The organism is uncultured Tateyamaria sp., from assembly GCF_947487805.1.
Taxonomy (GTDB): domain Bacteria; phylum Pseudomonadota; class Alphaproteobacteria; order Rhodobacterales; family Rhodobacteraceae; genus Tateyamaria.
This window is the reverse complement of the sequence record NZ_CANKXW010000006.1, coordinates 37,055-62,938: the sequence shown is the minus strand read 5'-3', so window position 1 is coordinate 62,938 and position 25,884 is coordinate 37,055. Positions and strand designations below refer to the sequence as shown.

The 25,884-nt window shown below is 57.4% G+C and carries 27 protein-coding genes and 1 pseudogene; 23 read left to right on the top strand and 5 right to left on the bottom strand.

Annotation, left to right across the window (positions count from 1 at the left end; all coding sequences use genetic code 11):
- Nucleotides 1-60 precede the first annotated feature (60 nt).
- Nucleotides 61-1,515, top strand: a complete 1,455-nt coding sequence (locus Q0949_RS14870; protein ID WP_299373862.1) for a CAP domain-containing protein — start codon at nucleotides 61-63, stop codon at nucleotides 1,513-1,515.
- Between the two features lie 40 nt (nucleotides 1,516-1,555).
- Here the strand turns inward: Q0949_RS14870 and Q0949_RS14865 are convergent, their stop codons facing one another.
- On the bottom strand, nucleotides 1,556-2,230 hold the full coding sequence (locus Q0949_RS14865; protein WP_299373860.1) for a GntR family transcriptional regulator: 675 nt from the start codon (nucleotides 2,228-2,230) through the stop codon (nucleotides 1,556-1,558).
- Nucleotides 2,231-2,340: 110 nt separating this feature from the next.
- Nucleotides 2,341-2,463: pseudogene (locus tag Q0949_RS14860) on the bottom strand (IS3 family transposase); the annotation flags it as partial.
- A 436-nt stretch (nucleotides 2,464-2,899) separates the two neighbouring features.
- Between Q0949_RS14860 and Q0949_RS14855 the strand changes: the two are divergent.
- The 6 genes from Q0949_RS14855 (at nucleotide 2,900) to Q0949_RS14830 (ending at nucleotide 8,895) form a co-directional block, all read left to right on the top strand.
- The gene (locus Q0949_RS14855) at nucleotides 2,900-3,634 is read left to right on the top strand and encodes a UTRA domain-containing protein (RefSeq protein WP_299373858.1); all 735 of its coding nucleotides are present in this window, start codon (nucleotides 2,900-2,902) and stop codon (nucleotides 3,632-3,634) included.
- A 126-nt stretch (nucleotides 3,635-3,760) separates the two neighbouring features.
- On the top strand, nucleotides 3,761-5,035 hold the full coding sequence (locus tag Q0949_RS14850; protein ID WP_299373855.1) for an ABC transporter substrate-binding protein: 1,275 nt from the start codon (nucleotides 3,761-3,763) through the stop codon (nucleotides 5,033-5,035).
- Nucleotides 5,036-5,096: 61 nt separating this feature from the next.
- Complete coding sequence (locus Q0949_RS14845) at nucleotides 5,097-6,290, top strand: ABC transporter ATP-binding protein (RefSeq protein WP_299373852.1); 1,194 nt, start codon at nucleotides 5,097-5,099, stop codon at nucleotides 6,288-6,290.
- Nucleotides 6,290-7,177, top strand: coding sequence for a sugar ABC transporter permease (locus Q0949_RS14840; protein ID WP_299373849.1), 888 nt, complete (start codon nucleotides 6,290-6,292; stop codon nucleotides 7,175-7,177). The genes Q0949_RS14845 and Q0949_RS14840 overlap by 1 nt, the downstream gene beginning before the upstream one ends.
- A gap of 3 nt (nucleotides 7,178-7,180) precedes the next feature.
- Nucleotides 7,181-8,053 (top strand): carbohydrate ABC transporter permease, encoded by an 873-nt coding sequence (locus tag Q0949_RS14835; protein WP_299373846.1) that lies wholly within the window; start codon nucleotides 7,181-7,183, stop codon nucleotides 8,051-8,053.
- Nucleotides 8,053-8,895 (top strand): metallophosphoesterase, encoded by an 843-nt coding sequence (locus Q0949_RS14830; protein ID WP_299373843.1) that lies wholly within the window; start codon nucleotides 8,053-8,055, stop codon nucleotides 8,893-8,895. The genes Q0949_RS14835 and Q0949_RS14830 overlap by 1 nt, the downstream gene beginning before the upstream one ends.
- A 394-nt stretch (nucleotides 8,896-9,289) precedes the next feature.
- On the opposite strand, the gene Q0949_RS20650 is transcribed toward Q0949_RS14830, so the two are convergent.
- The 3 genes from Q0949_RS20650 to Q0949_RS14825 all read right to left on the bottom strand — a co-directional run bounded on the left by Q0949_RS20650 (nucleotide 9,290) and on the right by Q0949_RS14825 (nucleotide 11,338).
- Nucleotides 9,290-9,523, bottom strand: coding sequence for a hypothetical protein (locus tag Q0949_RS20650; protein WP_366524042.1), 234 nt, complete (start codon nucleotides 9,521-9,523; stop codon nucleotides 9,290-9,292).
- A gap of 201 nt (nucleotides 9,524-9,724) precedes the next feature.
- Nucleotides 9,725-9,916, bottom strand: a complete 192-nt coding sequence (locus tag Q0949_RS20645; protein ID WP_366524041.1) for an IS3 family transposase — start codon at nucleotides 9,914-9,916, stop codon at nucleotides 9,725-9,727.
- 561 nt (nucleotides 9,917-10,477) lie between these two features.
- Nucleotides 10,478-11,338, bottom strand: a complete 861-nt coding sequence (locus Q0949_RS14825; RefSeq protein WP_299373840.1) for a LysR family transcriptional regulator — start codon at nucleotides 11,336-11,338, stop codon at nucleotides 10,478-10,480.
- 107 nt (nucleotides 11,339-11,445) lie between these two features.
- Between Q0949_RS14825 and Q0949_RS14820 the strand changes: the two genes are divergently transcribed.
- From Q0949_RS14820 to phnD, 16 genes are all read left to right on the top strand, one after another.
- Nucleotides 11,446-12,600, top strand: coding sequence for an ABC transporter ATP-binding protein (locus Q0949_RS14820; RefSeq protein ID WP_299373837.1), 1,155 nt, complete (start codon nucleotides 11,446-11,448; stop codon nucleotides 12,598-12,600).
- Between the two features lies 1 nt (nucleotide 12,601).
- A complete protein-coding gene (locus Q0949_RS14815) occupies nucleotides 12,602-13,567 on the top strand; it encodes a sugar ABC transporter permease (protein ID WP_299373834.1) in 966 nt (321 codons plus the stop codon).
- Nucleotides 13,567-14,529 carry a carbohydrate ABC transporter permease gene (locus Q0949_RS14810; RefSeq protein ID WP_299373831.1) on the top strand — a complete coding sequence of 321 codons (963 nt, stop codon included), beginning with the start codon at nucleotides 13,567-13,569 and terminating at the stop codon, nucleotides 14,527-14,529. Before Q0949_RS14815 ends, Q0949_RS14810 begins: the two co-directional genes overlap by 1 nt.
- Before the next feature lie 97 nt (nucleotides 14,530-14,626).
- Nucleotides 14,627-15,874 (top strand): ABC transporter substrate-binding protein, encoded by a 1,248-nt coding sequence (locus Q0949_RS14805; RefSeq protein WP_299373828.1) that lies wholly within the window; start codon nucleotides 14,627-14,629, stop codon nucleotides 15,872-15,874.
- Between the two features lie 60 nt (nucleotides 15,875-15,934).
- Nucleotides 15,935-16,762: a phosphodiesterase gene (locus Q0949_RS14800; RefSeq protein WP_299373825.1), complete on the top strand. Its 828-nt coding sequence runs from the start codon at nucleotides 15,935-15,937 to the stop codon at nucleotides 16,760-16,762.
- Nucleotides 16,759-17,538 carry a phosphodiesterase gene (locus Q0949_RS14795; protein WP_299373822.1) on the top strand — a complete coding sequence of 260 codons (780 nt, stop codon included), beginning with the start codon at nucleotides 16,759-16,761 and terminating at the stop codon, nucleotides 17,536-17,538. Before Q0949_RS14800 ends, Q0949_RS14795 begins: the two co-directional genes overlap by 4 nt.
- 144 nt (nucleotides 17,539-17,682) lie before the next feature.
- On the top strand, nucleotides 17,683-18,399 hold the full coding sequence (gene phnF / locus Q0949_RS14790; protein ID WP_299373819.1) for a phosphonate metabolism transcriptional regulator PhnF: 717 nt from the start codon (nucleotides 17,683-17,685) through the stop codon (nucleotides 18,397-18,399).
- Nucleotides 18,392-18,799 (top strand): phosphonate C-P lyase system protein PhnG, encoded by a 408-nt coding sequence (locus Q0949_RS14785; protein WP_299373816.1) that lies wholly within the window; start codon nucleotides 18,392-18,394, stop codon nucleotides 18,797-18,799. Before phnF ends, Q0949_RS14785 begins: the two co-directional genes overlap by 8 nt.
- A complete protein-coding gene (gene phnH / locus Q0949_RS14780) occupies nucleotides 18,799-19,335 on the top strand; it encodes a phosphonate C-P lyase system protein PhnH (RefSeq protein ID WP_299373813.1) in 537 nt (178 codons plus the stop codon). Before Q0949_RS14785 ends, phnH begins: the two co-directional genes overlap by 1 nt.
- A 34-nt stretch (nucleotides 19,336-19,369) precedes the next feature.
- Nucleotides 19,370-20,467, top strand: a complete 1,098-nt coding sequence (locus tag Q0949_RS14775) for a carbon-phosphorus lyase complex subunit PhnI (RefSeq protein WP_299373811.1) — start codon at nucleotides 19,370-19,372, stop codon at nucleotides 20,465-20,467.
- A complete protein-coding gene (locus tag Q0949_RS14770) occupies nucleotides 20,464-21,378 on the top strand; it encodes an alpha-D-ribose 1-methylphosphonate 5-phosphate C-P-lyase PhnJ (protein WP_299373809.1) in 915 nt (304 codons plus the stop codon). The genes Q0949_RS14775 and Q0949_RS14770 overlap by 4 nt, the downstream gene beginning before the upstream one ends.
- A gap of 50 nt (nucleotides 21,379-21,428) precedes the next feature.
- Entirely contained in the window at nucleotides 21,429-22,172 is a 744-nt protein-coding gene (locus tag Q0949_RS14765; protein ID WP_299373807.1) for an ATP-binding cassette domain-containing protein, read from the top strand.
- On the top strand, nucleotides 22,169-22,888 hold the full coding sequence (locus Q0949_RS14760) for an ATP-binding cassette domain-containing protein (RefSeq protein ID WP_299373804.1): 720 nt from the start codon (nucleotides 22,169-22,171) through the stop codon (nucleotides 22,886-22,888). The genes Q0949_RS14765 and Q0949_RS14760 overlap by 4 nt, the downstream gene beginning before the upstream one ends.
- Entirely contained in the window at nucleotides 22,875-24,038 is a 1,164-nt protein-coding gene (locus Q0949_RS14755) for an alpha-D-ribose 1-methylphosphonate 5-triphosphate diphosphatase (RefSeq protein WP_299373801.1), read from the top strand. The genes Q0949_RS14760 and Q0949_RS14755 overlap by 14 nt, the downstream gene beginning before the upstream one ends.
- A 79-nt stretch (nucleotides 24,039-24,117) precedes the next feature.
- Entirely contained in the window at nucleotides 24,118-24,924 is an 807-nt protein-coding gene (gene phnC / locus Q0949_RS14750; RefSeq protein WP_299373798.1) for a phosphonate ABC transporter ATP-binding protein, read from the top strand.
- A 42-nt stretch (nucleotides 24,925-24,966) separates the two neighbouring features.
- On the top strand, nucleotides 24,967-25,875 hold the full coding sequence (gene phnD, locus Q0949_RS14745; protein ID WP_299373795.1) for a phosphonate ABC transporter substrate-binding protein: 909 nt from the start codon (nucleotides 24,967-24,969) through the stop codon (nucleotides 25,873-25,875).
- Nucleotides 25,876-25,884: the final 9 nt, after the last annotated feature.

Genomic DNA, 25,884 nt, shown 5'->3' with positions numbered 1-25,884 from the left:
ATATCTGGCGCCTTGGAAAGATCGCGCGCCCTCCCAACGATCTTGGATAAAGGAAATAAAATGTCCGAAGCTAATCAATATGAGCAACAAATGCTCGACCTCATCAATGCTGAGCGAGCTGCTGTCGGCCTCAACCCGGTGGTTTTCAACAATGACCTCAACGAATCCAGCGAAGACCACAGCGCATGGATGATCGAAACAGACAGTTTCACCCATGCCGGTGTCGATGGATCTTCGTCCCGCGAACGCATTGAAGCAGCAGGCTATGAGCTGGAAGGCAATTGGAAGACTGGTGAAAACATCGCGTGGGTGAACGAGGATGGCGGCAACGGTCTATCTGACGAAGTGGTTCGGTTGCACACCAACCTGATGAACAGTCCGGAACATCGGGCCAATATCCTGAATCCGGACTTTGAGGAAATCGGCATTGGCATCGAGGTCGGAGAATTTGATGACAACGGAACTGCCGTCGAAGCTGTTTTTGTGACCCAGAACTTTGGGACGTCCAGCGCCACAACTGTCACACTTCCCTCGCAAGAGGAGAACGAAATGCAAGGGCCAACACCTCCATCGACAATCGTAGAGACAGCTACATTCGACGAAGACAGCAATGAGACTCCGGTCGAAACCGAAGAAGCGCCGGAAATCGTTGCCGGCAATTCTTTCGATATCGCCGCTTTCATGGCCTCGCAAGGCTTTGCGCCGACTGCGCCCGCGACGGACGAAACCGACAACGCGGGTCCGACAATCACAACCGGCTCCAGCACGAGCAGTGTCGAGGTAAGTTCCGTTGCAAGCATGATGGACGGGCCTTCGGTGACGGTCGATGGCGAGGGCAACTTTTCAGGCGGCGGCCTGGCCACAGTCGAAGAGACGACGGCTATGGAATTCGACGAAGGCACCAACGAGGCTCCGGTCGAAACCGAAGAAGCGCCGGAAATCGTTGCCGGCAATTCTTTCGATATCGCCGCTTTCATGGCCTCGCAAGGCTTTGCGCCGACTGCGCCCGCGACGGACGAAACCGACAACGCGGGTCCGACAGTCACAACCGGCTCCAGCACGAGCAGTGTCGAGGTAAGTTCCGTTGCAAGCATGATGGACGGGCCTTCGGTGACGGTCGATGGCGAGGGCAACTTTTCAGGCGGCGGCCTGGCCACAGTCGAAGAGACGACGGTTGCGGAATTCGACGAAGGCACCAATACAACAGCGGACAACGGTGCAGATCAAACGGCCTTTGACCCTTCGGCCAACTTTGACACCTTCGTATTTGATATGCTGGCAAGTTTCGAAGGGGCCAGCGAAACGATGACGAATGGAGCTGTGGTTCAATCCACGGCGGAGGTTTCGGGCGATGCAGTACTCGAAATTCTTGCCATGCTTGGGGAATTCGAGTTGTCTTTCACCACTGTCGCGCCACTTGACACCGGAAGTTTGCCGGCGGGAAACTTTGAAAATGTGGTCGAAAACAATTCACCGCAATTCGATGCTACATTCTTCGAAGACTTCGTGTTCTGAACTGGTTGGGGAGAGGACATCTGTCCTTTCCCCAATTGCTTTATTCTTCAAAAAATTCGGGGTGTGCCGCCCTTACTTCGGCGACGGTTTTTGTGAGCCGTGACAAGTGGGTTCGAAGGTGCGTTTCGAGCTCATTGGGTGCGTTCCGCATCAGGCAATCGTAAATAAGCTTGTGATCGCTGATTAGGTCACTGATTTCATTACAGCTTTGCAAGCTAAGGATGCAAATGCGATCGGCCTGTGTTTTGTATTGCTTCAGTTGAGCCGTTGCAAAAGGCAATTGTGCAGCATCGGCGATCAAGCTGTGGAAGTCCTCATCAAGTCCGTGGAAGGCTGGCGCATCTGATCGCAAAGCTGCTTTGTCCTGCGCATCAAGGCACCGTTGGAATGCGGGCCTGTAGATGCCCGACCAATGCGCGCAGGCTGTTTTGCATATTTCGATTTCCAGTGCTAGTCGGGCAAATCGCGCCTCTTCAATCTTTGAGACCGAAAATCGGCGTACACGTGTCGCTTTTTGCGGCTGCACTTCAAGAAGCGCCATGCTGTCCAACAGCGCAAATGCTTCTCTGACGGGTTGGCGAGATATACCAAATTTAGCTGCAATTTCAGCTTCAGACAACTTTTGACCAGGCAAGATCTCTAGTGACATGATCTGATCCGAAAGCTGTTCAAAAACGATATCGGCTGCCGAATGCTTTATTGTTGTCGATGTCATCTGCGACCACTGGGCCTCCGTTGCGGTGCATTTCTTTCACAACCAAAATCTCGAAGCCGCTAGATGTGTGACTGGACCTGTCACGCTTTCGTGCCGCCCCAAGTGTTCGTTTAGGCCACCTTGCGCTCGAAAGCGATAGGGCTTTTCCAGCCCAATGCTGAGTATCGGTGTCGCGGACTGTAGAAGCCGTTGATGTATTCGAAGATGGCTATCTCGGCTTGCCTGCGCGTCTTACATGATCGCGCGAGAAGCGGAATTATCGTTCTAGCTGACACTTTGAAAAACAAACCGGGATTTTAGCACGATCTTGAACATGAATTCACACACGGTGAACAAGCAACTTGAACAGGTGTTCCCAAAAATTGGCGTGGACAACCGCGCCTCCGCCTTGGTGCTGGCGGACCGACAGCTTTACAGTCGAGAGCAAGATCTTCGCCTGTGTACGTACTCTGCAAAGAGTTCGCCCTTTCCACAAAGTACGGGTCAACTCACAACGCACTCGCGTAACTCTGGATCTATTTGGTCAGGGTCACACAAGCGCGCTTGAGATCAATCTCGCAGGCAGATGACATCAAATGGGGTCGAGCAAAACCTATTTGATTTCGAGATGTCGCCAAGCTGAGTGTTACAAAACCGTGCTCAAAGGTCTGGCAAAAGGGGCGTTTGAAAATGCAAGAATCGCAATGCTGGAAAAACGTGTACCGCAGACTGGCCAGCGATATATCCGCTGGCGAATTTTGCAAGGGTGCAAAGCTGCCTTCGCAGTCCGATCTGGCAAGTCGGTATCAAACTGGCCGTCACGCGATCCGGCGCGCGCTTGAACGATTGAGCGTCGAAGGCGTTATCTCGACACGGCAGGGAAAAGCCGCTGTGTTGGTTGGCTTGCCTATCACATACCACATCGATTCCAGAACCCGGTTTGCGTCCCGCTTGCGTGAAGCTGGGTATGACGTGCGCGTTACAGCCTTGAGGGTCTCGGATGCCAAATCCGCCAGCGTTCAAGTCGCCAAGATGCTCAACCTCAACGCCCGGGACAAAGTCGGATTTGCCGAACTTATCCACCATGTCAACGGCGTGCCAACCGCTCTTGGCAGACACTATTTCAACACTCATAAATTCCCCGACATTCTGAAGGAGATTTCCCAAACAGAACCGTCGGTTCCAGATGCGTTCCGCCGGATTGGTGTCTCTGATTATGCCCGGCGCTCTACCATCGTCGAAGTGCGTCAACCAACGGCCTACGAAGCGTTGATTCTTGAAATTCCGCCCACGCAACCCGTGCTGGAGCTTTTGGGACAAAATGTGGCCGACCCTAGCGCTTCGATTGAAGTGACAGAGGCGATCGTGCGCGCCGATACGGTGAAGCTTCGGATCGAGGGTCACCAAGTTGGCGACTTGGCGTGAAACAATTGCGACAAAAGCTGTTGCCGGTTCAAGCGTCAAACAACTGTAACACCTTGCTGTTCAAGTGAGGCCAAGCTCCGCGGCCGAGAGCGTTGATCATATGAAGCCCTATTCGGAGACAAAGACATGCTACGCTTTACTCTTGCGGCGGCAGCGGCGACGCTGGCGTTTTCCACCTTGGCAGAGGCCAAGATAACCATCACCTGCCTTACCAATGCAGGCCACCTGACACGGCAGCACGAACCCCTGATGGCCGAATTCAATGCCATGCAGGATGAGATCGTCGTAGAGTACGCGGCCCCTGCGAAAAACTATGGCGACACACACCTCAAGATGTTCCGCGGCTCGGCCACCAACACCCTGCCGGACTGCGCCTTTCAGGCGTATAACCAACTGCCCTCCTTGGCACGCGCACTGGCCGAACGTGGTCAGATCGTGGACATGACCCCACTCATGGAAGCCGAGGGCGAAGGTTGGACCGAAGCAAACTATTCGGACGCGATGCTCGATCTGGGTCGTGTGGACGGCGCACAGTATGGAATGCCATTCAACGCGTCGGTGATTCAGTGGTATTACAACGCCGATCTGTTTCGCCAAGCGGGCCTGGACCCCGACAACTTCCCGACCGATTGGGACGGACTGTTTGATGCAGCTCAAAAGATCGACGCACTGGGTGATGACATCCTGCCCATGTTCATGTGGCTCATCAATGGAGACGACTGGGGCTTTCAGACACTGATCCTGCAGCAGGGTGGTCGCATGATGTCACCCGACGGTCAGACTGTTGCCTTTGACGAGAATGACCACGCGCTCGAAGCTATGAAAATGGCCAAGCGTTTGCATGACGAAGGCGGTCTGCGCACCGACCTGGACCGGGAAACCCAGTTTGCCGCGTTCACTGAAGGCCGCATGGGTCTGTGGGGTCTGTCCCCTGCTGGTGCGCGCAACATGCAAGAGCGTGTCGGCGCGCAGTTCGACCTGCGTTCACATCCATTCACGGTCTGGAACGACGCAGAAGGTAAGCTGCCGACAGGCGGCAACGCGGCCATGATCACCACACAGGACCCTGAAAAGATCGCTGCAGCTTGGGAATACATCAAGTTCGTCACTGGCCCACGTGGTCAGCAAGCGACAGCAGAGATCACAGGTTATCTGCCCACCAACCGCAAGGTTTTGGGCACTGACTATATGGGCGATTTCTATGCTGCGAACCCATACTACGCGACACCGGTCAAACAGTATGACCGCGCCGGCCCATGGTCGGGCTACCCCGGCACGCAGTCGGAAAAGATCTGGCGCGAGCAGGCCTCAACGATCCGCGCCGTGATGGAAGGTGAGCTGACGCCCGAAGAAGGTGCCGCACAGCTCAAGGACATCGCTGTGGACTTGATGAAACGCTAAGCGTTTTCCCTGTCCCGCGCCGACAATCGGCGCGGGACTTTCCTTGCCTGATGGATGACACATGGCCCAGCTCACCTTGAAAAACATCAAGAAGTCCTTTGGCGATACGCCAGTCCTTCATGATATCTCGCTAGATGTGAACGATGGCGAATTTGTTTCGCTGGTAGGTCAGTCCGGCTGCGGGAAATCCACTTTGCTGCGCATTATCGCGGGTCTCGAACAGCCCGACAGCGGTGATGTATTGATTGATGGTCAGTCAATGCTCAATGCCGCACCAAAAGATCGCAACATCGCGATGGTTTTCCAGGATTACGCGCTTTATCCCCACATGAGCGTTGGCGAAAACATGGCAATGCCCTTGGTGATGGCAAGCCTGCCGCTTTATGCGCGCTTGCCGATGATGCGCTCCATCACGCCCGCAGGACGCAAGGCGCAGCCCCACATCCGGGAGGGCGTCGAAAAGGTCTCTAAACAATTGCACATTGACCATTTGCTTGATCGAAAGCCTGCCCAGCTTTCGGGCGGGCAGCGGCAACGCGTCGCCCTTGGCCGTGCGCTGGTGCGTGACCCACAGGTGTTCCTGATGGACGAACCGCTGTCGAACCTTGATGCAAAGCTGCGTGTTCAGGTCCGCTCCGAAATTACGGAACTCCATGCCAGTTCTGGCCTGACATTTGTGTATGTGACCCATGACCAGGTCGAGGCGATGACGATGTCCAGGCGTGTTGCGTTGCTGCAAACCGGGCACCTGTTGCAGGTCGGCACGCCCAACGATCTCTTTTCCGATCCGGCAAACCTTGATGTCGCCCAGTTCATCGGCAGCCCCGAAATCAACATCACTGCTGGCGAAAGCCGCGCCGGTCAGATCACAATCGGTGAGGCGCAGTTGCCAATCGACTTGGGGGCCACCGGCCCCGTCCAGATCGGCATTCGACCAGAGACGATATCCGTGCCCAATGCCAAAGGGCTGGTTGCAGCGCATGCCCCGAAACAGGGACACATGGTCACGTTCACCAAGCGCCTGATCGAGGATCTGGGACCCGAAGTCCTGATCCACGGCGCCTTTGCACATGCGCCGGACGGCATCATTCGCATTCGTGCGCAGAAAAGCGACGCCTACAGCAATGCGGGGATGCTTGCCCAATCCGAGGCGCTGGAGGTGATGCTGAACCCCAATCAATTGCTGTTCTTTGGCGCAGACGGGCAGCGCCTGCGCCCTGTTGTGGGCGCGGCAACACGCGCGGAGATGGCATAATGGCGGCGTCCAAGCTCCAGCGTGCGCAGACGCGCCTGGCTTATCTGCTGGTCCTGCCCGCAACCCTGTTGATCCTGGTGATCTACATCATACCGATCCTGTTTGTCTTTCTGGGCAGCCTGACCGATTACACGCTGGTCAGCGACTACTACGAATTCGTCGGTTTCGAGAATTATCAAAAGATGTTCGGCGACAAGGTTTTTGCCAACGCGTTGAACAACACCTTCTTCTATGCCGTCCTCTTCTTGCCCGGCGCGTTCATCATCAGTCTGATCATCGCGATTGCGATCCAAGAGCAAAAGCAATTCCGCTCGATCCTCGAGGTGCTCTATTTCCTGCCGGTGACCTCTACCTTGGCGGCCATGGCGCTGGTCTGGGCCGCGCTGATGGACTCGGGCCAAGGGGTGATCAACAACACCTTCCAGCTTTTCGGACTGCCGCGGGTCAATTGGTTCGGCAACGAGGATGTCGTGCTCTATTCGCTCGCCATCATCTCACTGTGGTCGATCATCGGCTTTAACATGGTGCTGTTTCTGGCCGGGCTGACGTCCATTCCCAAAAACCTCTATGAGGCGGCAGCACTTGATGGGGCCGATCATCCGCTCGACAAGTTCTTTCGCGTGACCTGGCCCATGCTGGGGCCCACTGCGATGTTCGTGGCAGTGACCAGTTCGATCACGGCGTTCAAGCTGTTCGACACCGTCGCGATCCTGACCCAAGGCGGACCCGACCGGGCGTCAGAGGTGTTCCTCTATCTCGCGTTCCTCGAAGGGTTCGAATATTTCAACATGGGCTATTCGGCGGCGCTGTCGTTGTTTTTCCTCGGAATCATCTTCCTCTTCGCGCTGGTCCAGGCGCTGTTTTCCGACCGCAACGTGCATTACTGAGCCATGGCAGACATATCCCAAACCCCCACCGCCCTCTGGTTTGACCGGTTCAAACCCAAATCCCTGGGCCGCGTGATCACAAGCGTGCTGCTGTTCCTTGGCGCATGGGTCATGGTGTTTCCATTCATCTGGATGATCTCATCCAGCATGAAGCCCACGGATGAAGTCTATGACGCTGATTTCTCGATCATTCCCAAGACCTTCAAAGGATTCGAGAATTACTATGGCGTGATTTTCGAACAGCCGTATCTCGTGTTCCTGATGAACAGCATGATCGTCTGCATTGGCATCCTGATCATTCAACTGCTCACAGCCATCCCGGCCGCGTACGCCCTGGCCAAGCTGAAATTTCGCGGCTCCACCATCCTGTTCGGCACGGTAATTGCCGCGATCACCATCCCGATCAATGTGACCTCCATCCCGCTTTACATCGGGCTTGTGCGGGTTGGTCTGCTTGATACCTACTTTGCGATGATGTTCCCATTCATCGTCTCGGTCTTTGCGATCTTCCTGTTTCGCCAGTTCTTTCGCGGCTTTCCGGACAGCATCATCCAGGCCGCACGAGTCGACGGTTTTTCCGAGATCGAGATTATCCTGCGCCTCATCCTGCCCTCCGCTGTTCCGGCCATCGCGGCCTTCAGTGTGTTCAGCTTTGTGGCCCACTGGAATGATCTCTATTGGCCTCTGATCGTTGTGCAGAGCCAGGACAAAATGACGGCCACGCTGTCGATGATGCAATACCAATCCGCCTTCGACACGGATTACGGGCGCACCTACGCTTCTGCCACCGTGGTCACGGCACCGATGGTGATTGCGTTCCTCTTTGCCCGCAGGCTGTTCATCCGGGGCATCACCATGACCGGAGTAAAAGGCTAATGCAGAAATTCGTCGTTCTCGCCGACATCCACTTGGTTCCCGAAGGCAAGCTGAGCCATGGGCTCGATACGTTGGACCGTCTGAACCGGGCCGTCGCTTACGTCAACGACATACACGCGGACGCCGATTTCGTTGTCTTTGCCGGGGACCTCGCCGATCATGGAGAGGCCGCCGCCTACGCGCGGTTCAAAACGGCCATCGCGCCGTTGACCCCGCCTGTCTACCTGACCCTGGGCAATCACGACCACCGACCGACGTTTCTGGACGTGATGGGGCCCGCTCACGCCAATGCCGACAGCGGCTGTATCGACCATGTAATTGACGCAGGCGACCACCGGGTGATCGTGCTCGACACATCTGATCCTGAACTGCACGGCGCGGGCCGACTGGAGGCCCGCCAGATAGGTTGGTTGAAAGCGCGTCTTGCCGAGGTGCCGGACACGCCGGTGGTTATCGTTCTGCACCACAACATTGCGCCCTTTGACGTGCAGACCGACTTTATCATCTTGCAAGACAACGACGCATTTGCCGATGCCGTCCTGGGTCACGCCCACGTACGACAGATCATTTCTGGCCATGTTCACATGACCACATCCGGCACCTATCGGGGCGTCCCGTTCTGCACGTTTGCCGGCGCGCATTACAGTATCGAACCCATGTCCATCGCACGGTCGGGCCCAATCCCCGCTGAGCGCGGCAAATACGTAAGCCCGGTCCCGCGCCGAGAAGGGCCAGGCCAGCTCGCGGTTGTGCTTTGCAATAGCGACAGTGTTGTCGTGCATATGGAAAACTTCCTGGATCGCCACCTTGTTCTGGCCCCGGAACTCTTTGCTTGGTCGTAACACTTTGCGGAGGCGACAGGAATGGCGCCTAGGTCCGGTTCTTTGAGCTGAAAAAGTGAACACGTTGAACGTCTGAATTTCGGCCCAGAAACCCAATCTTGGGCTACTTGTCACTGTAGCAATGGTCAGGTTGACCATGCTGACTTCCTCGCCGACGTAAAGCGCATTAAAAGTTCATTCACGCTGCACAAACCGACGGCTGCTTCGTCCGCGTCCTATTTGTTTGACGCAGCTACCATGCGAGTACAGTATAGGTTCCGGTCGAAATGGTGCCTGCGAATGACCCGTCTCACGAATATAACTGCAGCGCAGAATTGAGCTACGCCCCAATAGTTGCACAAGATCTGGCGTGATTTAAGCTACTCTTTGCACCTGCTGATCGGGGTTGGTTGTTTCAAATCGCTGCCAGTAAGTCACAGCAGGTGGTTTGCCGCCATGCATTGCCGGCAGGGCATTGCGGAGCAATGGCCCGAGAGAGGAGGAACCGGCCTTTGCCGTCCATTGAGATGCGGATGCCTGATCGACGCAGGCGGTCAGTCCACGCAAATGAACTGAACTGGCTGCCCTGATCCGTATTCATGATCTCGGGCGGGCCAAACTTGTGGATCGCTTCATTCAAGGCATCCACACAGAACTCGGCTTCCAGCGTGTTCTAGATACGCCACGCCAGTACCTTGCGCGTGTGCCAGTCCATGATGGCGACCAAATATAAAACCCACGCCGCTTCGGCAGATAGGTAATTTCTGCGCACCCGCTGCCCGGCAGTCGCCGCTTGCGGCGATGAGAGGGGGACCTGATTGGGCCGACCGATGCGAAGGCCGCGCAACAGTTAGGGGTAAATATTATGCCCCTTCGTGGCTTTGCTGGTTTTGGGCTTCTGATAGATCGGCATCAAACCCATGAGCCGCATGAGACGGCGGATGCGCTTCTCGTTCACGAGATGATCTTCATTGCGCACGTGCCACGTCATCTGACGTACGCCATAAAAAGGTGTCTCCAGGAACTGCTTGTCCCCTCTCATCGAAACTGCGTTTCGACTGCCGGGCAGTAGATCACGCGCATCAGATCGAGGTTCATCACACTCTCGCCCTTGGGTTCGTAGTCAAATGACGACCGCGAGATTGACAGCAGCTTGCATGGCTTACCGATGGACAAGTCAGCGTTGGCGAGCTCGAACATATTACGCCTGACTTGCCGGTCTAGGGTTTGAGTTTTCTGGCCAGAAAATCATTGGTGACGGCCAATCCCCCATCTTGGCGTGTAGGTCTTTGACCTGCTCTTCATCGACTTCCGGTGCCTGCCCGCCCCCTCAAATACAGCAGATGCGCCCTCAAGAAGAGCCCGCTTCCGTCGGTGGATCATCGTCGGATGGACCCCAAACCGACTGGCCAACTCCCTGACCGTCTCCTCGCTCTTCAGTGCCTCCAACGCTACCTTAGCTTTAAATTCTGGATGATGTTGCTTCTGTTTCGACACAACTGATCTCCTTTGTGTTGAAGATCACCAGACAACAAATCGCAGCTTACTTCAGTGTTCGAATCTCGGGGGGGGGGTAGCTCACTCCGCGGAGCCCCCCCGCATGTTAGCCAATCGAATTAATAAACTCTGAAACGAGTTTTAACCGGGCTCGATCCTTGGTTGCGATCAAGTGCGTATCGTGTGTTCTCGGCAGTTCGCGGATAGGTATTTCGGCAACCGACTTTTCGATGAGGCTGCTGTTGCGCAGGAACACCGCGACGCCGATGCCCTGAAGGACCGCTTCATACATCAAGGGAAATGTGGTCATGGTGACGATCCTGTCCAGCTTGATGCTGTTTTTTTCGCACGCCTCTTCAAGGAGTTTTCTCGTCAATGAGCCTGTTTCGGGTACGATTAGCGTCTCCGATGACAGATCTTTTAGGGACACTGTGTCCCAGTTGGAAAATGCGTGACCCGCAGGGCAATACAAAACGTAGTCGACGCTTTCGATAAAGATACGTTCCCACATGTCCGATTTCGGCGCATCCGTGATCAGTCCAACGTCGGCCAGCCGATTGCGCAGCATGTTTGTCGCCGTTGACCAATCATAGAGGCTAAAATTCACCTGAATATCTGGGAACCGCTGCCTGAACTTAGCGATGATCCTTAACGCGGGTTGGGGCGCGTTGCCAATCACGTTCAGACGCCCGTTTTTCATGGCATTGAAGCCTTCAAGGCGTTCGGAAACTTCCGCTTCCAAAGCGACCATGCGATCCGCCAAATCATAAAACTGCTGCCCCGTCGGCGTGAGTTCTACGCCGTCGCGACCGCGACGAAGAAGAGGTGTGCCCACAGCCTTTTCGAGGTTCCCGATGTGCTGCGTAATCGTGGACTGCGTCACACCCATCCTTTGGGCTGCCGCGGAAAAACTCCCCTCCCGCACTACATAGGCAAATGCAACGAATTGATGGTGATTTGGGCGCATGCCGCCTCCTTTCACGGAACCCATACAGCCCATCGGTTTCACTAATATGACGTCACAAATTCGTGGCGTTGCACCCGTAGCGTTCCGGCACGTGTTGGGGGAATCGCATGGCTGGACTGTCGATCACATCAGTGAAAAAGCGTTTCGGCGAGACCGAGGTTCTCAAGGGTGTCACGCTGGAAATCGAAGATGCGGAGTTTGTGTCGCTCGTCGGGCCTTCGGGGTGCGGCAAGTCGACATTGCTGCGGATCATCGCCGGGCTTGAGGATCCAACCAGTGGAGATATTGCCATCGGCAACGAGACCGTCACAGGGGTGCGCGCGGCCGACCGAAACTTGTCGATGGTGTTTCAGTCTTACGCACTTTACCCCCATCTGACGGTGGCAGAGAATATCGCTGTGCCCTTGCGCATGCGGTCACTATCGACCAGCCAAAGGTTGCCGGTGATTGGGCCTTTTCTGCCCGGCGCCCAGAACAAGCGCGCAGACATTGCCTCGGCTGTGCAACACGCCGCCGAGATGCTTGAGATCAGCGCGCTTCTGGATCGCAAGCCGGGCCAGCTTTCGGGTGGTCAACGCCAAAGGGTGGCGCTAGGGCGCGCTTTGGTCCGAGAGCCCGCAGCCTTTTTGCTGGATGAACCACTGTCCAACCTTGATGCCAAGCTGCGGGTGCAGACCCGCGCCGAAATCGCGCAACTGCACCGCCGGCTGAACGCGACCTTTATCTATGTCACCCACGATCAGGTCGAGGCGATGACCATGTCCGACCGGATTGCCGTAATGATGGACGGCGAGATCCTGCAATGCGATGCGCCAAGTGTCATCTACGAGGATCCGAGCGATATTCGCGTGGCCGAATTTATTGGCTCGCCCAAAATGAACATTCTACCCGTCGAAGTTCGGGACGGCGCGCTTTCGCTATTCGGACAGTCTATGGGCCGTGCGGCGGAGGGCGCGCAATCGGATGTGTTCCAGCTGGGTTTGCGGCCCGAAGCCTTGCGTCTGGCGGAATCGAACCCTGTCCTGACTGGCAGTGTCACGCATGTAGAAAACCTTGGAGCTGAAGTTTTTGCGCAAGTTGATCTAGCCGATCAGACCACGCGCGTGACGTGTCGCGCCGCGCCGACAGAGCGTCATAAGGTGCGCCTTGGTGCCTCCGTCGGGCTGAGCTTTGATCTGAGGGATGCCCTGATTTTTGATGCCGACGGAAAACGCCAGCGGCGCTTTGAAGCCTCGCTGTCCCAGCCGGTTGAGGCGGCCTGACATGGCAGTGATTGACAGCCCGGCGATCCCTCGCAAGCCAGCGCAGGTGAACAGGCAGGCCCGCACGGCCTGGGGTCTGGCGGGACCAGCGCTGGCCTTGATGTTCCTAATCCTTCTGGTGCCTGTGCTTGTCGCCGGGGTGCTGTCGTTCAGCAACTATTCGCTGGGCAATTCGGGCTTTGATTGGGTCGGTGTGCAGAATTATGAGCGGCTCTTCACCCGCTCCACCTATGAAAAGATGTTCATCGCGACCTTTACCTATGTGGTGACCGCGGTGCCGATTTCGGTGGGCCTTGGGCTGGGGGCGGCGCTTCTGGTGCATTCGCTGGGACGGATCGGGGATATCTACAAGACCGTCTATTTCCTGCCGGTGATGGCCACGCTGCTGGCGATGGCGATTGCTTGGGAATTCATGCTGCATCCTACCATCGGCATGGTGAACCGCACGCTGGAGATGGCCTGCGGCACGTGGTTCGAGGTGATCCCCTTCTTGGCAAACGGCTGCGCCGACGGGTTTCCTTTGTGGCTGGGGGACCGGGACTATGCCATCTGGGTCGTGTGCTTTATCGGCATCTGGCAAGGGTTCGGCTTCAACATGGTGCTCTACCTTGCGGGTCTGACATCGGTTCACCGTGAACTCTATCACGCCGCTGAAATGGACGGGGCTAAATCGGCGTGGGAGCGGTTTCGGCTGGTCACATGGCCCGCGCTTGGGCCGACAACGGTGTTTGTCGTCACGATTTCCTGCATCCGAGCCTTTCAGGTGTTTGACACGATCGAAGCCTTCTGGCCTCAGGGCGGTGGCCCGAACAAATCCGCCTATGTCATGATGTTCGCGATCTTCGAGAAGGGCATTCAGCAAAACCTAATCGGGATCGGGTCAGCCATTACTATGCTGTTCCTGCTTTTTGTCATGTTCCTGACCCTGATCCAGCGCTGGCTGGTCGAGCGGAAGGTGCATTATTGATGACGCGGGATTGGTGGAAACATCTGGTGCTGATCCTTGGCGCAATCATCGTGCTGGCGCCGTTTTATATGATGGTCAGTTATTCGTTCAAAAGTCCTGGCGAAATTGACCGGGGGATCGGCGGTTTTTTCGGGCGTCAGGAGATGATGATCGATCCGCGCTGTGTCGCGCTGCGCCAACCAGGCCGTGCGGATATCGAAGCGGCACGCACGCGGTTTCCCGGCCAAGATGACGCTGGCGTTCAGGCGGCACTGTTGGCGGAAACGGAAGCGGACTGTTCGATGCGGCCCGCGGTGTTTAACTATTCCAAGGCCTTCACCGAGGCGCCTTTGATACGCTACTTGCTGAACGGTGTCATCGTCACTGTCTCGATTTTCCTGATCCAGATCGTTGTGGCTTTGCCCGCTGCCTATGCATTGGCCAAGCTCAAATTCTGGGGGCGTGAGGCGGTGTTTGGCCTCGTGCTGTTCTGCCTGCTGATCCCTGTGCATGCCATCGCGCTGCCGCTCTACATCATGCTGGCCAAGCTGGGGCTGACCAACACCTACGCCGCATTGGTCGTTCCCTGGACAATCTCGGTCTTCGGGATATTCCTGATGCGCCAGTTCTTCATGACCGTGCCGGACGACCTGATCGACGCGGCGCGCATGGACGGGATGTCGGAATTCGCCATCGTCTGGCGGGTCATGCTGCCCACTGCGATCCCCGCGCTTTTGGCCTTTGCGATCTTCAGCATTGTGGCCCATTGGAACGACTATTTCTGGCCGCGCATCGTTGTGACCGGAAACCGGGATCTGTTCACGCCCCCCTTGGGTCTGCGCGAGTTCAAGGGCGATGGGGACGGGTCGTTCTTTGGTCCGATGATGGCCACGGCCACTGTGATCGTCACACCGCTCATTGTCGCTTTCCTGCTGGCGCAGCGCCGCTTTATCGAGGGGATCACGCTGTCTGGAATGAAATAGGGTGGGATTGCTCCCACCCTACTCGTCGCCCGTATGGGCTCATCACTGGGGTCTGCCAATCGCCAAACCGTCAGCCCCAACAACTGGAGTAGATGTAATGAAACATACCCTAACTGCAATAGCTTTGGCTCTGTCTGCCACCGCCGTTTTCGCCGAAGACAAGGTGACGATCGAGTTCGCCTATCCCTACAGCCACCTCTTTGATGTGACCTACGAGGCAATGATGCCCGGGTTCAAAGAAGCGCACCCAAATATCGAAGTGAAGTTCCGCGCGACCTACGAGTCCTACGAAGACGCCACCAACACGGTTCTGCGTGAAGCGGTTGCGGGCAACCTGCCCGACGTCTCCATGCAGGGTCTGAACCGTCAGGCGCCGCTGATCGACAAGGGCATCGCACAATCGCTTGAGCCCTTCATCGCGGGCGAAGCGGATTTCGGAAAAGACGGCTACCATCAGGCGATGCTGTCGCTGTCGACCTTCGGCGACGAAGTCTATGGCCTGCCGTTCTCGATCTCGCTGCCGGTTGGGTACTACAACATGGACATCCTGCGCGCAGGCGGCATCGAAGAGCTGCCGACAACATGGGACGAGGTTATTGCGGCTTGCAAGACCATGAAGGCCAACGGCATCGACAACCCGATCTTCTGGGGCTGGAACATCACCGGCAACTGGTTCATGCAGGCCTTGTTGTGGAGCCAGGACAGCGCCATCGTCAAAGACGGCCGCGTGACCATGGACAGCCCCGAGGCTCTGGTCGCACTTGAGCAGATGCAGGACATCTTCACCGAGTGTGAAATGCAGAACCTCGAATGGAAGGCGGCCCTGTCATCCTTTTCCGCGGGCGACGTCGGCATGATGTTCTGGTCCACCTCTGCTTTGGGTGCGGTCGAACGCTCTCAGGGTGACTTTGAGCTGGTGACCGGCCCGTTCCCCGGTCTCGGAGAGACGCCAAAAGGTCTTCCCGCTGGCGGCAACGCGGCGATGCTGACCTCGACCTCGGATGATCCGAAGGTGCGTGAAGCAGCCTGGACCTGGCTGAAATACATCACCTCCGGTGACGGTGCTGCCGAAGTGGCCAAGACAACCGGCTACATGCCCCCCAACAAGGCGGCTAACGAGATCATTCTCGCCGACTTCTACGAGCAGAACCCAAACAAGCAGACCGCCGTGGACCAGTTGCCGCTGCTGCGCGACTGGCTGGCCTATCCCGGCGACAATGGTCTGGCGATCACCCAAGTGATCTATGACGGGATCGAGCGCATCGTCACGGGCGACGCCACCGACATGAAAGAGCTGCAAGAAGAGTTGGTCGAAGAAATCGCTGACCTGCTGCCAAACGGCTAAGACACGCTCCGGTCGCCTCTTTCGGGGGCGACCGGGCACCGACCAAGAAAGGCCGAGCCGATGAAACTCGTGCATATTTCCGACATTCACCTGACAGTTCCCGGTGAACGCATGGGTGGCCTCGATCCGCATCGACGGTTTGCTCAAGCGTTGGACGAGGTGCGCTTGAGACACCAAGACGCCGACCGGATCATCATTACCGGAGACCTCACGCACTGGGGCGAGCCGCAGGCCTATGCGACACTGAAAGAGGCGCTTGTCGACCTCCCCTGCCCCGTGCGCTTGCTGATGGGCAACCACGATGATCGCGCCAATTTTTTAAGCGCCTTCCCCGATCAACCGCACGATGAGAATGGATATGTGAACTATGCCGAAGACGTAGGTGGCACACGCCTGCTCTATCTTGATACCACTGCGCCGCGCACCCATGCCGGGCATTTCGGTGCGGATCGCATTGCTTGGCTTGACGCGCAATTGAAGGGCTGCACGCGCGCGCGCCTGTTTATGCACCATAACGTTATGACGTTGGGCCAACCGGCCGAGGATAAGATCGCACTGGTTGAGGCCGACCGTCCGGCTTTTGCCGCGCTGTTGAAACGTCATGCCGCCAAGATCGACTATCTGCACTTTGGCCACATCCATGCGATCTGCACCGGGACCTATTGCGGCATTCCCTTTGCCTCTGTCCGGTCGACCGGCAATCAATCCCTGCCAGACTTTACGGAGACCGAACTGCTCCATGGGGGCCCTATGGCTCCGTCTTTTGCGATCATCGAAGCACGCGAAGACATGACCGTCATCCACGACATTCCCTTCACATGGGACGGTCCGGTGTTCTCTTCGGGGACCGGATGGGAAGATTGGGCCAAACCGGTGGCTGCGGAATGAAATTCATCCACCTGACAGATCCCCATGTGATCGGTGAGGGTCTGCTCTATGGTCAGGATCCGGCCGAGCGGTTGGCCCGCGCCGTTGCGTCGATCAATGCCGAACATGGCGATGCGGATTTTGTCATTGTGACCGGTGACATGACACATTGGGGCGACGGCCACGCTTATGCGCGTTTTTCAGACGAAATACGGCAACTGACGATGCCCGTACATCTGATGATCGGCAACCATGATGATACGCCGTCTTTGATGCAGACCTTTCCTGACGTGCCGCGCGATGAAAACGGCTTTGTCCAAACCGCAATTGAGACGCCACATGGCCGCTTCCTGCTGCTCGACACCAAGGCGCGGGGCACCCATGCAGGCGCCTATTGCGCTGCGCGCCTTACTTGGCTGGCGCAGCAACTAGAGACGCCCGACCCGGTCTTTGTGTTCATGCACCACCCGCCCTTTGCGGTCGGGATCAAGGCGATGGATGCCATCATGATGCAGGACGCCGAACCATTCTACGAAGTAATCGCCCCCCACAAGGCCCGCATCCGCCATCTGTTTTTCGGCCATGTGCACCGGGCGATCTGGGGCAATTGGTGTGGTATCAGCTATTCGTGCATGCGTGGGCTGAACCATCAGGTGGCTTTGGACCTTGATGCGCCAGCGGATCGCATCCAAGGCAATTTCGAACCGCCGGCCTATGGAGTCGTTTTGCTCGGCAACGATCAGGTTACCGTTCATTTGCACGACTTCGCGGATGCCTCGCAGAGTTTCGCCCTTTAACTGGATACCGAATAGCGTTTTCCATTGCGCGCGCTGATTGCGCCATAGCGTCCTGAATGTTGCGTTTGGGCGATATTTTTGTCCAACTTGTCACGTCTCTGTCACGCTTAGAGACTACCAAAAATTCATTCGGATGAATCGGACATGACGCGCGAAAACTGGACCATAATTCGAGACGAGATCTCACGTGACATTCGCTCCGGGCGGTTGTCCGCGGGTGATCAATTGCCGACGGAATTGCAACTGGCGGATCGATTTGAGATTGGTCGGCATTCCGTGCGCCGTGCGCTGGAAGCCTTGGCGCGCGAAGGCAAGATCAGCATTGAGCAAGGGCGTGGCACCTTTGTTGCTGACACGCCTCGGCTGACCTACCAGATCGGCAAACGCACGAGGCTGCGGCGCAACCTGATCCCGCAAGGGGTTGATGTGACCAGCCAGCTTGTCTCGGCTGTGCGTGTTGCGGCACCTGACGAGATTGCGCAAGCGTTGCTTCTCAATTCTGGCGCGCAGGTTCTTGAATCCCAGCGGATAACCTTGGCCAACGATGTGCCGGTTGCGTTTGGCAGCGCATATCATTGCGCCGAACGCTTCCCCGATTTTGCGGAGCGTCGTGACGTTCTTGGGTCGACGACTGACACCTATCGCTCTTTCGGGATCGAAGATTACGTGCGGCTACACACCTCGATCTATTCGCGATCCGCGAAACCTGATGAGGCCAAGACCCTCAAACAACATGTGGATGTGCCGGTGCTTGTCGTCACCGCAATCGACGCGACGCCGGATGGGACCCCGATTTCAACCAGCCGGGTGATTTGGTCAGCCGCGCGCGTGACCTTTACAATGGAGCAGTCCGATGGATGACGCTTTGGGCACGCTTGCCCGCGCCGACGCAGCTAAACTCAAGAGTTTCGCGGAAACGCTCATCCCGGATCTCGGCGAAATCGAAGTTCTGCAATCGCGCAGCGGTCTCGTGATGCTGCCGATACGCGACACAGCCGGGGGCGTCGCTTTTCATTTGGGCGAAGTGCTGATGAGCGAAGCGCATATTCGCAAAGGTGACGCCCAGGGCTATGGGATGCGACGCGGGCACGATCTGGAGGCGTCGATGGCCATGGCGCTGATCGACCTGGCCCTGACAAGCAATGTGCGCACGGACGACTGCGCGGCTTTCTGCGACGCCGAGGCCGCAGCACTTGCACAGGCGGACGAAGATGTCCTGCGCCGGGTGGAGGCGACCCGTGTGAACATGGAGACCTTCTGATGTTGGCCACCCCAGCCCCCAGCTCGTCAGAGACGCGCGACAACACAGCCTTTGATGCGTTGCTCTGGGCGCTTAGCCGCCCCGGCCTGCCGCGCAGCCTGCCCGAGCCGGGCGAGGCATCCATCATTGCCGCCCTGCTCGACCGCGAATGCCGGGTGCATTCGGCCGACCCGCTGCTTATGCCGGAGATCATGCGGACAGGGGCCGAGTTGACCGACATCGAACACGCCGATCACGTCTTTTTGGGAACGATGGCGGGCATTGAACCGCTGGTACAGATCGCAACCGGCAGTGACTTTTACCCCGATGACGGTGCGACGATCATCATTCGCGCGCGTTTGGGAACGGGTCAGACACTGCGCCTGACCGGTCCCGGCGTCGATGGATCCGTAACAGTTCAAGTTGACGGCCTGCCGGACGGGTTCTGGGCCGCTCGCATGTCTCATATGAGGTATCCCATGGGTTTTGAACTGTTCCTTTTGGATGAGGATCAGGTCATCGGCGTGCCGCGCTCAACGACTGTGGAGGTTCTGTGATGTCCTCAAGTAGCAAAGCGATAGGACACGTATAATGGCTTACGTGGCAACACGTGGTGGCGAACGGGCCATCGAACAATCTGAGAGGCTTTTTCGCGAAGAGATGGGGGGCTTTGACCGTAACCGCGTGAACGAGGTTAAGCAGAGCCTGCCCTACCTGATCGACCGGGTCATGGGCGAAGCATCTCTGTATGATGAAGACCTTGCCGCATTGGCCTTGGCGCAAACCGGTGGTGAGCTGTATGAAGCTGTGTTGCTTCTGCGCGCGTGGCGCACGACGCAGCCTCGATTGCAGGTCGCGACCCCCATCGAACAAGACACCCTTTTCACGCATCGCCGCATTTCAGCAGCGTTCAAAGACATTCCCGGCGGGCAGGTCCTTGGGCCGACACTGGATTACGCGCATCGCATTCTGGCGACAGACGTCTTGCAAGGCGAAACCTACGCGCCGGAGCCTGTTGAGCCCGCAGCCGAACCGTCACCCGCCTACCAGCCCAGCGTGAGCGCGTGGCAGGCGGAAAATGACCTTCTCGACCCGCCTGCGGACGATGCGACCAAAGGCAACGAAATACCGGATTTGACCCGGGAGCCGCTGCTGTTTCCGTCCAAACGCGCCCATACGCTGCAAAGCCTTGCGCGTGCGGAAACCGGCGGTGTTCTGGCGCTTGGCTATGCTGCGATGCGCGGCTACGGACAGGCGCATCCCACGGTGAACGAATTGCGACTGGCCGAGGCCGAGATCGCGGTTACCCATCCCGATGGGCGGCAATTCTCGGCTGGACGGGTGAAAGTGTCGCAAGCCGAAGTGGTCGACAAGAAGGGCGAAAAACTGGGGATCGGCTACGGCGCGACCTTTGGCTGGAACGAGGTCAAATGCATCGCCGCCGCGACGCTCGATCTCAACAGCCCCGGCGCCGAGAAAGGTTCGGCGACCGAAGAGGAATTCTTCCTCTACCATACCGAAGGCGTCGAAAGTTCCGGCTTCTGCATCCATTTCAAGCTGCCTCATTACGTGACCTTCCAGTCGTCCCTGGACGCCATTCGCGACGCTAAGGCGAAAAAGGCAGCGAAACACACACAGCCCTCAAGCAGCGAAGCGGTAGGGCAGACAAAAAGCGAACCGGCGGAATGAGCCTTTCAACCCTGACAAAACCTTGGGAAGCGATGAGCTATGGCTTCCTTGACGGCTCGGCCAAGCGCGAGCTGAGACGCAAGATCCTCAAATCCGTGGCCGTGCCCGGATGCCAGATGCCTTACGCCAGCCGCGAGGTGCCGATGGCGCGCGGCTGGGGCACAGGGGGTTTGCAAGTTTCGCTGACGCTTGTGAACCCGCAAACGCGGGTAAAGGTGATCGACCAGGGTGCCGACGACAGCGTGAACGCCGCCTCAATCCGCCGGTTCATCGCGCGAGTGGCGGGCACGCCCACGACGATGGACACGCTGGAGGCGGATCTCATCCAGTCTCGTCACCGGATCCCCGAAGAGATTTTGCGAGAAGATCAGGTGCTTGTTCTGCAGGTGCCGAACCCCGAACCCTTGCGCTCGGTTCAGCCCAACATGTCTATCGCGCGCCAGATGCATGCCGATGCGGATTACGGGCGGATGTGGCTGCAACTTTATGAGCAGATCGTGCGCTCGGGCCGCGTCATGCAGGGGGCCAGCTATCCCAGCCTTGTGCATGGGCGTCACGTGATGACCCCCTCGCCCATCCCCCGTTGGGATGTGCCCAAGTTGCACATGGCCAAGCATCTGACGATCCTGTCGGCGGGGCGCGAAAAACGCATCTTTGCCGTCCCACCCTATACACGGGTCGAGCCGCTGGTGTTCTCGGACGTGCCCTACAAAATCGAAGAGCATGGAGCCCTGACCTGTACGCGATCGGGAACCAAAGGCTTTTTCATGAACGAAATCCCACAGGATGACGGCAGCTCTGCCTTTGAGGTCTCGGACAGCGAATGGGGCGTGAAGACCATTCGCGCAAATGACCGCGAGGCCGAAACACGCGGCGAAACCTGGTACAAAGACGGGGAGATGCCGCAATGACCCTGATGCTTGAAGCCCCGCGTATTGTCGAAACGCGGCCCCTGCTGGACGTGAAAGGCGTGTCCAAATCTTACGGACACGTGCAGGCCGTGCGCAACGTTTCAGCGCATGCCCATCCGGGCGAAGTGATTGGAATTGTTGGTGAAAGCGGATCGGGGAAATCAACGCTTTTGCGGATGATGAACCTTGAGGAAATCCCGGATGAAGGCAGCTACACGCTCGACCTGCCCGATGTCTCCGGCAATTTGTTCAAACTCGACCGCTTCGCCCGCCGGATGCTGTGCGCCACCAAGATTGGCATCGTCTATCAAAACCCGCATTTGGGTTTGCTGATGAAGCATTCCTCTTCGGGGAATGTCGCGGAACGTCTGCTGGTCGCGGGCGAGCGCAGCTTTGCCACGCTGCGCCAAGCGGCGACAGACGCGCTTAATGCGTCAGAATTTCCACTGGACCGCTTGGACGCCCCGCCGATTGAACTGTCCGGCGGCATGCAACAAAGGGTGCAACTGGCCAAGGCCATCGCACTGGAACCCGCGCTTTTGCTGCTGGATGAGCCGACAACGGGCCTTGATGTCAGTGTGCAGGCGCTGGTGCTGGATACATTGAAACGGCTCCAACAGGACCGGCAGATCACCATGGTCATCGTCAGCCACGATCTGGGTGTCATACGCACGCTCGCGGACCGCGTTATGGTCATGCGGCGGGGAGAGGTGGTCGAAACCGGTCTGGCTGACCAAATCTTCCAAGACCCTCAACACCCCTACACGCAACAACTGGTACACGCAAAGCTATGACACAGGTTTTGGAAATTCAGGGTCTGACCAAAGGCTTCTCCCTGCATCACCTGGGCACAGAGATCGGCGCGTTCGAGGATATCTCGTTCAACGTCGCTGCGGGCGAGTTTGTCTTGTTGAAAGGCGCAAATGGTGCGGGCAAGTCTACATTGCTCAGGACCCTCTACCGGTCCTACTTGCCGTTGTCCGGAGAGATCCGGTTCCATTCCAGCCATGGCTTGATCGATCTCGCGTGCGCGGCGGATGTGGACATTGCTCATCTGCGGCGCACAGAGATCGGCTTTGTCACGCAGTTCCTGACCGCACGGCCCCGCGTAAGTGCCGAAGCGATTGTGGCTGAACCCTTGCGCCTTGCCGGGTGGGACAGCGACGCCGCTCTGAACAAAGCGCGCCGTGCTTTGGAGACCTTTGGGGTCAAACCAGACCTCTGGGCCGCCTACCCCACGACGTTTTCAGGCGGCGAGCAGCAAAAGGTCAACCTGGCGCGTGCGCTAATTCTGCCGCAGAAACTGTTGATGCTGGACGAGCCAACGGCTTCACTTGATGTGAACGCACGCGGAGCCTTGGTGGCACGCCTTCAAGAACTCAAAGATCAGGGCACCGCCATGATCGGCGTGTTTCACCACCCCGACGATGTCATGCATCTGATCGACCGCGTGGTTGATCTGACACCGGAACACACTGAGATCGAGGAACGAGAAGATGTGGCTCTCTGACGTAAAACTGATCCTGGCAGATCGCATCATCGACAATGGCAGCCTGCGTATTGAAAACGGCGTGATCACCGAGATCACCGAGAGCGCGGGGCAACCTTCCGGCTTTACCGTGTTCCCGGGTCTCATCGACATGCATGGCGACATGATCGAGTTGGAGCTTGAACCGCGCCCCAAGGTTGATTTTCCGATGGACGTCGCCGTGGGTCATCTTGATGCGCGCCTTGCCGCCGCTGGGGTGACGACCGCCTATGCAGGCGTGTCATTCTCGCGCACGGCGGTCGATGGGGAACGGCGTTCATTTGAGCATACCTCCGCAATTATCCGCGCGCTCAAAGACAACATCCGAGACTTGCGCGTTGATCACCGCATACACGCCCGTTTTGACATGACATACACAGCGGCAATTGATGCGCTTGACGGTTTGCTGGCCGCCAGAGCTGTCGATCTTGTGTCCGTCATGGATCACACACCCGGCCAAGGTCAGTATCGCAATGTCGAAACCCTCGTCGCCAATCGGATGAAGGGCGGTCTGAGCGAGGAACAGGCACGCGCCCAAGTTGCACGTCGTATCAAGGATGCGGTCCCCGCTGAACAGGTTCTTGAAAACCTTGAACGGATCTCAAAGCTCTGCACCTCTCATGACGTCGCGATGGCCAGCCATGATGACGATACTGTCGAGAAAGCGCACTTGATGGCTGATATCGGCGTCGTGATAGCTGAATTTCCTGTCACCATGGAGGCAGCAAAGATCGCTGACCAACGCGGTTTGATGATTGCCATGGGCGCGCCCAATGCAATGCGTGGAAAAAGCTACTCGGGTAACCTGTCGGCACGCGACGCCCATGCAGCAGATTTGCTGCACATTCTTGCGGCCGACTATCACCCGGCGGCGATGTTGCCTGCCATTCGTGCCCTGTCAAAAACCGATGCCGATGGCTTGGTTGGCGCAGTGCGCCTCGCCTCGAAGAACCCGGCCAAGGCGCTCGGCCTTAAAGACCGGGGAGAAATCGCGATAGGAAAACGCGCTGATTTGGCTGTGGTCGATGCCAGTGACCGTGTCGTCCAGACGTTTAGGGCCGGAGAAATCATCTTCTCTAACGGATCTGGGCTAACAACTGCCGAACATTCAGCAGTTGCCGCCGTAGCGTAGCAGAAGTTTTACAAAACGGACTCTTGGGCGTCATAGAAGCCGATCATTGTTTAGAAGAAATTCATCCGGATGAATCATCATGACCGCAGCTGCTGCCCTAACCCTCACCGGTGTCTCTAAACTCTTTGACGAGACGCGCGCCGTCGATGACGTCACGCTCAAGATCGAGCCTGGTCAATTTGTCGGCGTGATCGGGCGCTCTGGCGCCGGAAAGTCAACCATGCTCCGCCTCATCAATCGCCTGATCGACCCCACCATGGGGTCGATTTCGTTTGGAGAGGCCGAGATTACGAGCCTTCGCGGAAAAGCCCTGCGCAATTGGCGGCGCGACTGCGCGATGATCTTTCAGCAGTTCAACCTCGTGGATCGCCTGGACGTTTTGACCAACGTGCTGATAGGTCGTCTGGCCGAGCATGGTTTCCTCAGCTCCATGGCCATGCAGTTCACGGATGCGGAACGCGCGATGGCCTTGCAAGCGTTGGACCGGTTGGACCTGGTGCCGCAGGCACTGCAACGCGCGGGTACGCTGTCGGGCGGCCAACAACAGCGCGTCGCGATTGCAAAAGCTCTTGTGCAGCAGCCAAAGATCATGCTGGCCGATGAACCTATTGCCTCGCTTGATCCCGCAAATGCAACACTGGTTATGGATGGCCTGCGCCAGATCAACCAAGAAGACGGCCTGACCGTTCTGGTGAACCTGCACACGCTGGATACAGCGCGCGCCTATTGCGACCGGATCATCGCGATGCGCAATGGCCGGGTCTTTTTTGACGGGTCCGCCGCGCAGCTGACCGACGACGTTGTGCGTGATATTTATGGCCTCGATGGCCTGAGAGAATTCAATGAGGCGGTGACGTCCACACAGTCGATCGCGCTGCCCGCCTGACACAGAAATCCAATCGCCAAACCAACCCAGGGGGACCTGACCATGAAATACCTCACTACAACTGCTGTGGCCGCTGTGCTTGCCACGTCTGCTGTCGCCGACGACTGGAAAGAAGACTATCAAGTCATCAAGTTCGGCATTCTGTCCGGTGAAAACGAAAAAGACCGGATCGCGCGCTACACCCCGTTCGAGGAATATCTTGAGCGCGAACTGGGCGTCGAAGTCGAAATCTTCACGGCCGGTGCCTATGACGGTGTGATCCAGGCGCTTGGCGCGGATCAGATCGAATTTGCCTTCCTGGGCTCTTCCTCCTATGCCGCAGCCTACACCGCCACCGATGGCGCGGTTGAGCCGCTGGTGACGCGGATCCGTCAGGACGGCTCGTCAGGTTACTTCTCGGTCGTCGTGACGCGCTGCGAAGACGGCTATGAAAAGCTGTCCGATCTGGAAGGCAAGGTTCTCGCTTTTGCCGACCCGGACAGCACCTCGGGCTATGCTGTGCCCTATTTCAACATCGCCAAGGAAGTTGATCCCAAAACCTTCTTCTCGGCCATCCCCTTCTCTGGTTCGCATGAGGCCGGTGTTGCAGGCGTGGCCCAAGGCACGTTTGACGCCGCCGCAACATGGCAGAACAACGCCACCGATGGCCGCTGGCAGCGCATGATCGAGAAAGAGATGATCACCGAGGGCCAAATCTGCCCAATCTGGGAAAGCCCCGAGATCACTTCCGGCCCGTTCACCGCGCGTGCGAACCTGCCACAGGGTCTGAAAGACACCATGCAGCAGCTGGTTTTGGACGTGGCCGAGAAAGATCCAGAAGCCTTCAAAATGATGATTGGCGAAGTCGAAGGCACGCCAAACCCGCAGATTGATTGGCAGCCTGCCACCCACGAGCGGTATCAGTGGATCGTGGACATGCGCGATTGGCTAAAAAAGCAGCGCCGCTCTTAAAAGCTAAAA